General features: G+C 72.6%; 10 protein-coding genes. 9 read left to right on the forward strand and 1 reads right to left on the reverse strand.

Annotated elements, in window-relative coordinates:
• Positions 1-77: 77 nt before the first annotated feature.
• Positions 78-548, reverse strand: a complete 471-nt coding sequence (locus IG74_RS0142210) for a MarR family winged helix-turn-helix transcriptional regulator (protein WP_234334635.1) — start codon at positions 546-548, stop codon at positions 78-80.
• Between the two features lie 195 nt (positions 549-743).
• Here IG74_RS0142210 and galU point away from each other — a divergent pair, with 195 nt between their 5' ends.
• The 9 genes from galU to IG74_RS0142255 all read left to right on the forward strand — a co-directional run bounded on the left by galU (position 744) and on the right by IG74_RS0142255 (position 12,783).
• Entirely contained in the window at positions 744-1,658 is a 915-nt protein-coding gene (galU, locus tag IG74_RS0142215; protein WP_030688603.1) for a UTP--glucose-1-phosphate uridylyltransferase GalU, read from the forward strand.
• 485 nt (positions 1,659-2,143) lie between these two features.
• Positions 2,144-3,223, forward strand: coding sequence for a ParB/RepB/Spo0J family partition protein (locus IG74_RS0142220; protein WP_234334636.1), 1,080 nt, complete (start codon positions 2,144-2,146; stop codon positions 3,221-3,223).
• A 332-nt stretch (positions 3,224-3,555) separates the two neighbouring features.
• On the forward strand, positions 3,556-4,293 hold the full coding sequence (locus IG74_RS0142225; RefSeq protein ID WP_078869550.1) for a sigma-70 family RNA polymerase sigma factor: 738 nt from the start codon (positions 3,556-3,558) through the stop codon (positions 4,291-4,293).
• Positions 4,294-5,547 (forward strand): MFS transporter, encoded by a 1,254-nt coding sequence (locus IG74_RS0142230; RefSeq protein ID WP_078869552.1) that lies wholly within the window; start codon positions 4,294-4,296, stop codon positions 5,545-5,547.
• 178 nt (positions 5,548-5,725) lie between these two features.
• Positions 5,726-7,408, forward strand: coding sequence for an FAD-dependent oxidoreductase (locus IG74_RS0142235; protein WP_030688612.1), 1,683 nt, complete (start codon positions 5,726-5,728; stop codon positions 7,406-7,408).
• 261 nt (positions 7,409-7,669) lie between these two features.
• Positions 7,670-9,022: a phosphomannomutase/phosphoglucomutase gene (locus tag IG74_RS0142240; RefSeq protein ID WP_030688614.1), complete on the forward strand. Its 1,353-nt coding sequence runs from the start codon at positions 7,670-7,672 to the stop codon at positions 9,020-9,022.
• A 417-nt stretch (positions 9,023-9,439) separates the two neighbouring features.
• Positions 9,440-10,636, forward strand: a complete 1,197-nt coding sequence (wecB, locus tag IG74_RS0142245) for a non-hydrolyzing UDP-N-acetylglucosamine 2-epimerase (protein WP_030688616.1) — start codon at positions 9,440-9,442, stop codon at positions 10,634-10,636.
• Positions 10,637-10,689: 53 nt separating this feature from the next.
• Positions 10,690-11,469 carry a hypothetical protein gene (locus IG74_RS0142250; protein WP_030688618.1) on the forward strand — a complete coding sequence of 260 codons (780 nt, stop codon included), beginning with the start codon at positions 10,690-10,692 and terminating at the stop codon, positions 11,467-11,469.
• A 60-nt stretch (positions 11,470-11,529) separates the two neighbouring features.
• Positions 11,530-12,783 (forward strand): FG-GAP repeat domain-containing protein, encoded by a 1,254-nt coding sequence (locus tag IG74_RS0142255; protein WP_030688622.1) that lies wholly within the window; start codon positions 11,530-11,532, stop codon positions 12,781-12,783.
• Positions 12,784-12,819: the final 36 nt, after the last annotated feature.

Below are 12,819 nucleotides of genomic sequence, written 5' to 3' on the forward strand. Positions count from 1 at the left end.
CAGCCCCGCCCCCGTCCCGCCCGCGCCGGGCCGCCCGGCGCGGGCCGCCCGGGGCCGGGGCCGGGGCTGTTCAGGGGCTATTCGGGGGCCTCGAGGACGTCGGCGGCCTGGGCGAGCAGCGCCGACAGCGCGTCCACCGCACCCGGCGGCAGCAGCGCCAGACGGCGCTCCTGCACGGCCGCGACCGCGTCCTGGATCCGCGCGGTGATCAGCAGCCCCTCCTCGGTCAGCTGCGCCCAGGCGCTGCGCCCGTCGGCCAGGTCCGCCTCACGCACCACATAGCCCGACTCCGACATCCGGCGCAGCACATTGCTGGTGCCGCCCGAGGAGAGCCGGCAGCGGGCCGCCAGCTCGGTGGGCTTGAGCCGCAGCCCGTCCGCCCCGCGCAGCGCGGCCAGCACGTCGTAGTCGGCGCGGGTCAGCCCGTACTGCGCCACCCTGCTGTTGGTGGTGGCATCCAGCGCGGCACACAGCCGCGCCGCGAGCTGCGCCAGCTCCATGGAGGGCACCTGCTGCCCGCCGCGCCGCCCGGCCGCTTCAGCCCTCACGTCGTACCCGCTCCCGCGCTCGGTGCCGGCCGCCCCGCCCGCCGCGGCCGCCGTCAAAAAACCATCCGGAGCAGCGCAGTCTAGACGGGCGGCGAGAACACCCACCACAACACCACCCCGCACAATTGCCGAAGTCGCCGCACCCCGCCACCCATTGCTTCCACGCCGCCGCGGCACGCCCATAGCGTGAATCCCATGAATGTCGCGTCTGTCGGTATTACCAAGGCAGTTGTTCCCGTCGCGGGCCTGGGCACCAGATTCCTCCCGGCGACCAAGGCCACGCCCAAGGAAATGCTTCCGGTCGTGGACAAACCCGCTATCCAATACGTCGTCGAGGAAGCGGTGTCCGCCGGAATGTCCGACATCCTCATGGTGACCGGGCGCAACAAACGGCCCCTGGAGGACCACTTCGACCGCAACCACGAGCTGGAGGAAGCCCTGCGCCGCAAGGGCGACACCGACCGGCTGCAGCGGGTCAGCGCACCCACGGACCTCGCCGACATCCACTACATCCGCCAGGGCGACCCGCGCGGCCTGGGCCACGCCGTGCTGTGCGCGGCCCGCCACGTGGGCGACGACCCCTTCGCGGTGCTCCTGGGCGACGACCTCATCGACCCGCGCGACCCGCTGCTCGCGCAGATGGCCCAGGTCCACGCCCGGCACGGCGGCAGCGTCGTGGCCCTGATGGAGGTCGACCCCGCCCAGACCCACCTGTACGGCTGCGCCCGCCTGCACCCCGGCGCCGGCGGCGACGTCGTGGCCATCGCCGACCTGGTGGAGAAGCCGGAACCGGGCACCGCGCCGAGCAACTACGCGGTCATCGGCCGCTACGTGCTCGCCCCGGAGATCTTCCAGGCGCTGCGCGGCACCGAAGCGGGCCGCGGCGGCGAGATCCAGCTCACCGACGCGCTGCGCACCCTGGCCGCGACCCGGACGGCCGGGCCGGTGCACGGCGTGGTCTTCCGCGGCCGGCGCTACGACACCGGCGACCGCTCCGACTACCTGCGCGCCACCGTGCGCCTGGCCTGGGAGCGCGAGGACCTCGGCCCCGAATTCCGGTCCTGGCTGCGCGACTTCGTGGCGCAGCACTCGCTGGCCTCCGCGGCCTGACCCCACCCCGGGCAGCCGGGCCCCGGCCGCACACCGGGGGCTGCCCCCGGCGGGGGTGTGCAACCGCGGACTTTCCCCGGTTGCACACCCCCGCCCCGCCCGCACAGGGCGCCGCCGGCGGGCCCCGCGGACGACTTGCCCAGATCGCGCCGCGGGGCCCGCCGGGCACGGGAAAACCGAACGGCAGCTATGTACGGTCAGGGGGTGCTGGACGGGGCATCCCCCGGGCCAGCGGCGGGCCGCACCGCGCACACCGCCGACGCCGGTTCAGACCCCCTTGTGAAGGAGGTGCACCGAGCATGGGCGCCACCCCCCTGGAAAACCCAGAAATCCCCCAAAACCCAGAACCGCCAGAAGACCCAGAAGACCCAGGAATTCCGGAAATCCCAGAAGGACCAGAAATCCCAGAACAACCAGAGCAACCAGAGCAATCAGAAGGGCCAGAAGGGCCGGAAGACCCGGGAAACCTGGGGAACTTGGGGAACTTGGGGAATGCGGGGATCCCGGAAGGCCCCGGCCCTGCGCTCCGGCCGCACCTGCCGCACCTGCCGGGCCCGCCCGGCGGCGGGGACGTTCCGGGCGCGGGGGCGGTCCTGGACGAGGCCGTGCACCAGGTGCCCATCGGCATCCTGCGGCCGGCCGACTCACCGCGCATCGGGGAGAACCTCCAGCACGCGCGGACCCTGGGCGCCTGCGGCGCGGTGCTGCCGCCGATCCTGGTGCACCGCGAGACGATGCGGGTCATCGACGGCATGCACCGGCTGCGCGCGGCGCTGATGCAACAGCGCGAACTGGTGGAGGTCACCTACTTCGACGGCAGCACCGAGGACGCCTTCGTCGTCGCGGTGGAGACCAACATCGCCCACGGCATGCCGCTGACGCTGGCCGAACGCGCCGCGGCCGCCGCCCGCATCATCATCACGCACGCCACCTGGTCGGACCGGGCGATCGCCGCCGTCGCGGGCCTGGACCCCAAGACGGTCGCCGCCCTGCGCCGGCGCGGCCTGCCGCCAGGCGAGGCCCCCGCGGTCCGGGTGGGCCAGGACGGCAAGTTCCGCCCGGTGGACCCGGCGGCGGGGCGGCAGGCGGCCAGCCGGCTCATCAGCCAGGAGCCGCGGGCCTCGCTGCGGCACATCGCGCGCCGCGCCGGGGTCTCCCCGGGCACCGTGCGCGATGTCCGCGCCCGCCTGGAGCGCGGCGAGGACCCGCTGCCCCCGGCCCTGCGGGCGCCCGCCCCCCAGGACCGGCCCGAGCCCGGCCCGGCGCCGGAGCGCCCGCCCGCCGCCGGGCGGGAGCGGGCCGGGGAGGAGGCCCGGGCGGCGGGCGGGCAGGGGCCGGGCCTGGAGCGGGTGTTCGCCAGCCTGTGCAAGGACCCCTCGCTGCGCCAGAGCGAGACGGGGCGGCTGCTGCTGCGCCTGCTGGAGATGCATCTGCCCGCCCAGTTCAGACGTGTCACCGCCGCCGTGCCCCCCTACCGGGCGGGCATGGTCGCGGCGGCTGCCGCCGAATGCGCCAGAGCCTGGCAGCACTTGGCCGACAGCCTCGAGCACAGCCACTCCGCCTAGCCGCAGCCGCCGGGGAAACCGCCCCCGCAGTCACCGCGGCCGCTTCCCGGTCCTTGCCCGGACGCGGGGGAGCGGGGGAGCGGAGTGCGGCGGCCGTTCGCGCCCTTCACGGGCCGCGGACCGTCCCCGGCGCCGCCGCAGGAGAAGAGACCGGCGGTGCGTCCGGAGTCTCCCCCGTCGCGGACGCACCGCCCCTTCACCACCGGCCAAGCCCCAGATCCCCAAGCCCCCAGACCTCCAAGCCCCCAGATCTCTTCAGACGCCCAAGGCCCCGGACGGACGTACCGGAGTCCCGCAGTCGCCCCTTGTTCCCGTACCGAAGGAAGCGCACCATGGATCCGCAGCCCGCGTCCGCCGCGGCACGCAGCGGCACCAGCACCCTCCCCGGCCCGAGCGGCCCCCCGCGGCCGCCGGGCCCTTGGTATGCGGTGCGGGCGGCGAAGGCGCCGCCCGCACCGGGCCCCGCCGCGCCGGGGCCGGAGACGGCCGAGCAGCGCACGGCCCGCTTCGAACGCGACGCGCTGGCCCACCGGGCCCGCCTGTACGCCTACGCGCTGCGGCTGACCCGCAACCGGGCCGATGCCGAGGACCTGGTGCAGGAGACGTACACCCGCGCCTACCGCGGCTTCCACCAGTTCCGCCCCGGCACGAGTCTGGGGGCCTGGCTGTCGCGCATCCTGACCAACGCCTTCCTCACCTCCTACCGGCGCCAGAAGAGCAGACCGCTGTTCGCGCCGGTGCCCGACATCGAGGACTGGCAGCAGGCGTGCGCCGCCTCCCACGCCTCCGCGGGGCTCGCCTCGGTGGAGGCCCAGGTCGTCGACCGCATCCCGGACGCGGCGATCAGCCAGGCGATGCGGTCGCTGCCCGCGGCGCTGCGGATCGTGGTCTACCTCGCCGACGTCGAGGGCCTGCGCTACGAGGAGATCGCCGCGGCCGTCGGCATCCCGTCCGGCACGGTCAACTCCCGGCTGCACCGCGGCCGCAGACGGCTGCGGGCCCTGCTCGAGGACCATCCGGGACGCGGTGTGCGCGCCCACACCTGGCACCACCACAACAAGGAGAGTTAGATGCCCATCGCCCTTCTGGCGCTGGCTTTAGGCGCCTTCGGCATCGGCACCACGGAGTTCGTGATCGTGGGCCTGCTGGAGGAGGTCGCCGACGATCTCAGCGTCTCGATCCCTTCCGCCGGTCTGCTGGTGACCGGCTACGCGCTCGGCGTGGTCGTCGGGGCCCCGCTGATGACCGCCGCCGGGAACCGGCTGCCGCGCAAGACCATGCTGGCCGTGCTGATGGCCGTCTTCATCCTCGGCAACCTGCTGTGCGCGGTCGCCGGCAGCTACGCCCTGCTGATGACGGGCCGTCTGGTGGCGGCCCTGACGCACGGCGCGTTCTTCGGCATCGGCTCGGTGGTCGCCGCCAACCTGGTGGCGCCCGAACGCAAGGCCCGCGCCATCTCGCTGATGTTCATCGGGCTGACCGTGGCCAACGTCCTGGGGGTGCCGATGGGCACCTTCCTGGGCCAGCACTTCGGCTGGCGCTCCACCTTCTGGGTGGTCACCGGGCTCGGCGTGCTGGGCCTGCTGGGCATCCTGGCCCTGGTGCCGCCCCAGCCGCGGGAGGACTCCGGCGGGCTGCGCAGCGAGATCGCCGTCTTCCGCCGCGGCCAGGTGTGGCTGGCCCTTGCGGTGACCGCCCTGGGCTTCGGCGCGGTCTTCGCCTCCTTCACCTACATCGCCCCGATGATGACCAAGGTCGCCGGGTTCTCCGACGGCGCGGTCAGCTGGCTGCTTGTCATCTTCGGCGTCGGCCTATGCCTGGGCAACGTCGTCGGCGGCCGCCTCGCCGACCGCGCGCTGATGCGCACCCTGTCGGTGTCGCTCGCCGCGCTCAGCGTCGTCCTGGTGATCTTCGTGTTCACCGCGCACGCGCAGGTGCCCGCGGCCATCACCCTGGGCCTGTTCGGCGCCGCCGGTTTCGCCACCGTGCCCGCGCTGCAGATGCGGGTGCTGCAGAAGGCCGACGGCGCCCCGGCGCTCGCCTCGGCGGCCAACATCGCCGCGTTCAACCTGGGCAACGCCATCGGCGCCTGGCTGGGCGGCTTCGCCATCGACCACGACCTGGGGTACACCGCGCCGAACTGGATCGGCGCGGTCCTGGCCGCCGGCGCCCTGGCGGTGGCGGTGTACTCGGTGCGCCTGGACCGCCGCGACCGCCGCACACCCCACGACCAGGACCAGGACCGGGGCCGCGGGGGCGCGGCCGGGCCCGGCGGGCCGCAGCCGCAGGACGTGAGCGCCCCGGCCGCCCAGGCCCCCGCCTGACCCCCCGCCCCCTGCCCGTCTCCCTTCCCGTCCCCCTTCCTGTCCCTTCCGTGTTCCTTCCTGTGTTCCTTCGCAGGTGAAGTGTTCCGGCCCGGCAGCCGCCGGGCCGGTCCGCTCCCGGGCCCCGCCCGCTGGGCACCGGCCCGTGACGAGCTCTCGAAAGACGAGGTAGCTGACGATGAACGATGTCGATCGCCGCACGCTCATAGGGCGCGGCGCCGCGGTCGCGGGGGCCGCGGTCGCCGCCACCGCCGTGGCCCCCGCGCTGCTGGCCGCCCCGGCCGCCGCGGCCGGGGCCGCGCGCACCCCGCGGGCGGCCGGGGCGACCATACGCCCCGACGACGCCCGCTACCCGCTGCTGACCACCGGCAACAACCAGCGGTTCGTGGCCAGACCCGACTACATCAAGCTGATCACCTCGGCCGCGGACGCCGAGGCGGCCCTGCAGCAGGCCTTCAAGGACAACAAGCGGATCTCGGTGCGCAGCGGCGGCCACTGCTTCGCCGACTTCGCCGCCCACCCCGGCACCGAAGTCATCCTGGACTTCTCCCAGATGACGGCCGTCGGCTACGACGAGCGGATGCGGGCCTTCACCGTCGAGCCCGGCGCCCGCCTGCTCAACGTCTACGAAACCCTCTACAAGGGCTGGGGCGTGGCCGTGCCCGGCGGCATCTGCTACAGCGTCGGCGCCGGCGGGCACGTCAGCGGCGGCGGCTACGGCCTGCTCTCGCGCGCCCACGGCCTGGTCTCCGACCACCTGTACGCGGTCGAGGTCGTCGTCATCGACGCCAAGGGCAAGGCCCGCACCCTGGTGGCCACCCGCGAGCAGGACGACCCCCACCGGGAGCTGTGGTGGGCCCACACCGGGGGCGGCGGCGGCAACTTCGGCCTCATCACCCGCTACTTCTTCCGCTCTCCGGACGCGCGCGGCACCGAGCCCGCCGACCAGCTGCTCAAGCCGCCCTCCACCGTCCTGGTCAGCGCGGTCGACCTGCCCTGGGAGCAGCTGAACGAGACCCGCTTCACGCGGCTGCTGAAGAACTGGGGCGCCTGGCACGAGGAGCACAGCGCCCCCGCCTCCCCCTACCGCCACTTGAGCAGCCTGTTCAACGTCAGCGCCAAGGCGCACGGCAGCCTGGGCATGTTCACCCAGGTCGACGCCACCGTCGAGGGCGCCGAAGGCCTCCTGGACAACTTCCTGGGCGCGGTCCTGGCGGGCACCGGCCTCAGCCCCAGGTCGCTGGCCCGGGGCAACGGCGAACTGCCCGCCATGCCCGGCCTGCACACCCCGCGGCGCATGCCCTGGCTGCAGGCCACCCGCCTGGTCGGCACCGACAACCCCACCATCACCAACCCCACCTCGCGCGGCGCCCACAAGTCCGGCTACATGCGCAAGAACTTCACCGACCACCAGGTCGCCGCCCTCTACAAGCACATGACCCGCGCCGACTTCCACAACCCCGACACCATGCTGGTGCTGTTCTCCTTCGGCGGCCAGGTCAACGCCCTGGCCCCGGACGCCACCGCCAACGCCCAGCGCAGCTCCGCGTTCAAGATGTGCTTCCAGACCTTCTGGTCCGACCCCAAGGACGACGACTTCTACCTGGGCTGGGCGCGCGGCCTGTACGAGGACTTCTTCGCCCGCACCGGGGGAGTGCCCGTCCTGGACGAGCGCACCGACGGCTGCTACATCAACTACCCCGACCGGGACGTGGCCGACCCTGAGCGCAACACCTCCGGCGTGCCCTGGCAGCGGCTCTACTACAAGGACAACTACCCGCGGCTGCAGCAGGTCAAGAAGCGCTACGACCCCACCGACTTCTTCCGCCACTCCCTGTCGGTCCAACTGCCCCGCCGCTAGCCGCTAGCCGCTAGCCGCCCGCGCCCCGCACCCACGCCCCGCCCCTGCCCACGCCCCCGCCCCGCCCCCGGCGGCGGGGGCCCGTCTGCCGGGCGCGCAGCCGCACCCTTCGCGGACCGCGCGCCCGGCTTCCTGCTGCACATCCCGCTCCGCCCCCCGAACCGGAGGCCCCCCTTGTCCCTCACCTCAGCCACCCCCGCCACGCCCCCCGCCCCGCCCGCCGCTGCGGCGGCCGCGCGCACCGCCGCCGCAGGCGCCGACCTGTCGGGCCTGGTCAAGGCCTACGACATCCGCGGCACCGTCCCCGAGCAGTGGGACGAGTCCCTGGCCGAGCTGTTCGGCGCCGCCTTCGTGCAGGTGACGGGCGCGACCGCGCTCGTCGTCGGGCACGACATGCGGCCCTCCTCACCCGCGCTGTGCCTGGCCTTCTCCCAGGGCGCGGCCCTGCGCGGCTGCGCGGTCACCCAGATCGGCCTGTGCTCCACCGACCAGCTGTACTACGCCTCGGGCGCGTTGAACCTGCCGGGCGCGATGTTCACCGCCTCGCACAACCCGGCGCAGTACAACGGCATCAAGATGTGCCGCGCGGGCGCCGCCCCGGTCGGCCAGGACACCGGCCTCGCGGACATCCGTGCCCTGGTGGAGCGCTGGCTGCGCGAGGGCGCGCCGCCCTCGCTCACCGCGGCCGGTGCCATCACCCGCCGCGAGACCCTGGCCGACTACGCGGCCCATCTGCTCTCCCTGGTCGACCTCACCGCGATCCGGCCGCTGAAGGTGGTCGTGGACGCGGGCAACGGCATGGGCGGCCACACCGTGCCCACCGTCTTCGAGAGCCTGCCGCTCACGCTCGTACCGATGTACTTCGAGCTGGACGGCACCTTCCCCAACCACGAGGCGAACCCGCTGGATCCGGCGAACATCGTGGACCTCCAGGAGCGTGTCCGGGAGGAGGGCGCCGACCTCGGCATCGCCTTCGACGGCGACGCCGACCGCTGCTTCGTCGTCGACGAGAACGGTGACCCGGTCTCCCCGTCGGCGATCACCGCCCTGGTCGCCGCCCGCGAACTCGCGAAGAACGGCGGCTCCGGCACCGTCATCCACAACCTGATCACCTCCTGGACCGTCCCGGAGGTCGTACGGGAGAACGGCGGCACCCCGGTCCGCACCCGGGTGGGCCACTCCTTCATCAAGCAGGAAATGGCCGCCACCGGCGCCATCTTCGGCGGCGAGCACTCCGCGCACTACTACTTCCGCGACTTCTGGAACGCCGACACCGGCATGCTGGCCGCCCTGCACGTCCTGGCCGCCCTCGGCGGCCAGGACGGCCCCCTGTCCGCCCTGGTGGCCGCCTACGACCGCTACGCGGGCTCCGGCGAGCTCAACTCCACCGTCACCGACCAGCAGGCCCGCCTGGCGGCCCTGCACGCCGCCTACCGCGGCCGCGCGGGGGTGAGCGTGGACGAACTGGACGGGCTGACCGTCAGCGGCGCCGACTGGTGGTTCAACGTGCGCGCCTCCAACACCGAACCCGTGCTGCGCCTGAACGTCGAGGCCCGTGAGCACGCCGTGATGGCCCGCGTCCGCGACGAGGTCCTGGCCATCGTCCGCGCCTGAGCACCGCGCGCGAAGGCCGCGCCACCGCGCCGCCCAGGCGCCCGACCACCCGGGGAGAACCCCCGTGCCCGCCCCGCGGGCACGGGGGTTCTCGCATGTCCGCGCCCCTTTACGCGGGAAAACGGGGGCGCCGCGCGCGGAAAAGGCGTCACCGCGTGCAACCGGTGTCCAACTCCCGTGCAACCGGCGGGAGAAAGCTCAATTGACGCAGAACTAGCTCACAGGAAAGATATCTAGTGCCGGAAGGGACACCGAAAGAAACCCCCGAAGGCAGGAGAAACAAAAGAGCCGCCCGGCACCGAACGGGACGGCCGCCCTGAGCCCGGCGCGATGAGCATCCCTTCGAAAACCGATGCCGCGCCTTTCAACAAAACCCCTTCAATTCCCTCCCCTTGACTCAGAAAAGGAATAAAAGCCATGCGTTCCGTAGCCGTCGTCCTTGGTACCCGCCCCGAAGCCATCAAGTTCGCCCCGGTCATCCGCGCCCTGAAGGACGACCCGCGCTTCGCCCCGACCGTCATCTCCACCGGCCAGCACCGCCAGATGCTCGACGAGACCCTGGAGGCCTTCGGCCTCAAGCCCGACATCGACCTGGAGATCATGGCCCCGCGCCAGACCCTGTCCCAGGTCACCTCCCGCTCCCTGCAGGGCCTGGGCGAGGTGTTCAAGGAGCTGAAGACCGAAGCGGTCCTCGTGCACGGCGACACCGCCACCACCCTGGCCGGCGCCCTGTCCGGCTTCCACCACCAGATCCCCGTCATCCACGTCGAGGCCGGCCTGCGCAGCGGCCACCTCAACTCCCCCTTCCCCGAGGAGGGCAACCGCCGCCTGGTCGCCCAGGTCTCCGCCCTGCACCTGGCCCCCACCCCGGGCAACCGCGCCAACCTGCTGCGCGAGGGCATCGCCGACGACACCATCGTCGTCACCGGCAACACCGTCATCGACGCCCTGCGCTGGGCCAGCGACCGCGCCGAGGACTACGGCTCCGCCGCCATCGAGGACCTCGACAGCGACAACCGCCGCGTCGTCCTGGCCTCCGCCCACCGCCGCGAGGCCTGGCCGGACCTGCCGCAGATCGCCGAGGCCTTCGCCAGCATCGCCGACGAGCCCGACGTCCGCGTCGTCATCCCGCTGCACCGCAACCCCGTCGTCCGCGACGCCCTGCTGCCCCGCATCGGCAACCACCCCAACATCACCATCGTCGACCCGCTGTCCTACCTGTGCTTCAGCAAGCTCATGCGCCGCGCCGACCTCATCGTCTCCGACAGCAGCGGCGCCCAGGAGGAAGGCCCCGCCCTCGGCAAGCCCACCCTGGTCCTGGGCAGCGTCACCGAGCGCTCCGAAGCCGTCGTCGCCGGCACCGCCCGCCTGGTCGGCACCAAGACCGGCGGCATCGTCCAGGCCGCCTGCGAACTCCTGCGCGACCCCGGCGCCTACGACCGCATGGCCAACGCCACCAACCCCTACGGCGACGGCCGCGCCACCGAGCGCACCGTCGACGCCATCGCCCACTACTTCGGCGACAGCCCCGCCCCCGACCAGTTCATCCCGGCCACCCCCATCGACGAGCTGTCCGCGGAACTCGCCCGCACCGCCACCTTCGCCCGCGCCTGAGACCCGCACCCCGCAACGACCCGGCCAGAACGACCCGGCAGGAGGCACCCGCCATGCACACCACCACCCACCCCCGCCACAGCTCCCTCGCCCCCAACACCACCACCGAACTCAACTTCTCCGGCCCGCACGTGCAGGCCACCCTCGTCACCAACGCCCGCCACTACGCCGTCGACGGCACCGCCATCGTCGTCAACCCCCAGCCCCGCCAGGTCGCCCTCAGCCACAGCCCCCGCACCGCCATACCGCCCCTGTCCTCCACCATCCTGCGCGACACCCGCATCGAGGAGGCCGACACCCTCATCCTGCTCCGCACCGACCTCGACACCCCCGTCAGCGCCATCACCGCCGAACCGGGCTGGCAGCTCCTCGCCGACCTCCTGCCCCCCACCACCAGCACCAGCGCCGACACCGGCACGGCCCCCTTCCCCCGCCACACCCCGCTGTACAAAAGCCCCCAGGACCACGCCGGCACCGTCCGCTTCGACCCCGCCCACCTGCTCAAGGAGACCGAACAGCCCACCCGCCCCCAGGACTTCCAGGTCAAGGTCAACCTCTGGTACGCCCCGGCCGGCACCGACTGCCACATCCACAACAAACACGACTTCATCGAAGTCCACACCCAAGTCCACGGCCTGGGCCGCATGCAGAAGTTCACCGCACAGGACCACACCCGCCTCTACGAGGACCTGCGCATGAGCCCCGGCTACACCACCCCCGACCCGTTCTGCGCCACCCGCCCCGACGGCTCCTACCACTACCCCTGGCACCAGTACTACGCCGACACCGACTGCGTCTGGCTCGCCGTCGAATACCACCGCCCCACCCCCTGACCCCGACCGCACCCCCCTTTCCGGCCGCCGCGCCCCACGACACCCCAAGGAGAACCGACCATGACCGCCAACTCGCTGTCCGCCTTCCGCGCCCCGAAGTTCACCCCCGAGCTCGTCGCCGACCAGCTGCGCGACGGATACTGGCTGGAGGCCCCGGACCTCAACAACGACAACAAGCCCGACCTGTTCGGCTACGGCCTGCGCCTGGGCGAGGTCTACTGGTACCAGAACGACGAGAAGTGGACCCGCCGCCTGGTCGCCGACAAGATCAAGATGCCGGTCGGCGCCGACTACGCCGACGTCAGCGGCAACGGCCACCCCGACATCATCCTCTGCTACGACCTCTACGGCCCCATCGGCACCATCCAGGACGCCAACACCCAGGGCGGCAAGATCGACTGGCTGGAGAACCCCGGCAGCCCCGACAAGGACGAGTCCCGCTGGAAGAGGCACTACGTGGGCCGCGCCACCGGCATGCACCGCCTGCGGGCCGGCTACTTCACCCAGACCGAGCGCCTGGAGATCATCGGCCTGCCGATCGTCGCCAAGGAAGACGTCCACGCCGTCCTTCCGGTGGTGCTCTTCACCCAGCCCGACGACGTGCACACGGCCGAGGAGTGGCCGATGACGGTCATCGACGACTGCCACTTCCGCATGATCCACGGCGCCGAGAAGAAGAAGGGCCTCATCCCCGGCTCCGACCGCGAGTCCCTCCTGCTGGCCTCCGACGAGGGCGTCACCTGGATGTTCTACGACGAGAACAAGAAGGAGTGGGTCCGCAAGCTCATCGGCACCGGCGAACTGACCCAGTTCGAGCAGACCGGCTTCCGCGGCAGCGGCGACCTCAACGTCGGCCGCATGGGCGAGGACGCCATGGGCTACGTCGCCGCGGTGGAGCCCTTCCACGGCAACACCGTCGCCGTCTACACCAAGGCCACCGACGGCCGCCCCGAGGACGTCGAGTGGAACCGCGTCCTGCTGGACGTCTACGGCGACCCGAACGAGAACGGCGAGGGCCCCGGACACCAGATCGTCACCGCCGACTTCGACGGCGACGGCGAGGACGAGTTCCTGGTCGCCCTGCGCGGCCCGTGGCCCTGGCAGGGCGTCATGTACTACAAGGCCATCGACCTGAAGAACGGCGTCTGGGCCAAGTGGCGGGTCTCCGACGAGTCCGTGGCCCGCATCGCCACCGCCGACTTCAACGGCGACGGCCGCCTGGACTTCGCCACCATCGCCTACTCCGTCCAGAACTACTACGTCGCCAAGGACGCCAAGCTCATGGTCTACCGCAACGAGACCGACGCCCAGTAACCCCCGCCCCACCCCCGACCCGCCAACTGCCAACCC

This window comes from Streptomyces sp. NRRL B-1347, assembly GCF_000720325.1.
Taxonomy (GTDB): domain Bacteria; phylum Actinomycetota; class Actinomycetes; order Streptomycetales; family Streptomycetaceae; genus Streptomyces.

Bases quoted from the DNA above. Each gene is read 5' to 3' on its own strand.
- galU (WP_030688603.1), top strand. From the start codon at position 744: ATGAATGTCGCGTCTGTCGGTATTACCAAGGCAGTTGTTCCCGTCGCG.
- IG74_RS0142225 (WP_078869550.1), top strand. From the start codon at position 3,556: ATGGATCCGCAGCCCGCGTCCGCCGCGGCACGCAGCGGCACCAGCACC.
- IG74_RS0142230 (WP_078869552.1), top strand. From the start codon at position 4,294: ATGCCCATCGCCCTTCTGGCGCTGGCTTTAGGCGCCTTCGGCATCGGC.
- IG74_RS0142235 (WP_030688612.1), top strand. From the start codon at position 5,726: ATGAACGATGTCGATCGCCGCACGCTCATAGGGCGCGGCGCCGCGGTC.
- wecB (WP_030688616.1), top strand. From the start codon at position 9,440: ATGCGTTCCGTAGCCGTCGTCCTTGGTACCCGCCCCGAAGCCATCAAG.
- IG74_RS0142250 (WP_030688618.1), top strand. From the start codon at position 10,690: ATGCACACCACCACCCACCCCCGCCACAGCTCCCTCGCCCCCAACACC.
- IG74_RS0142255 (WP_030688622.1), top strand. From the start codon at position 11,530: ATGACCGCCAACTCGCTGTCCGCCTTCCGCGCCCCGAAGTTCACCCCC.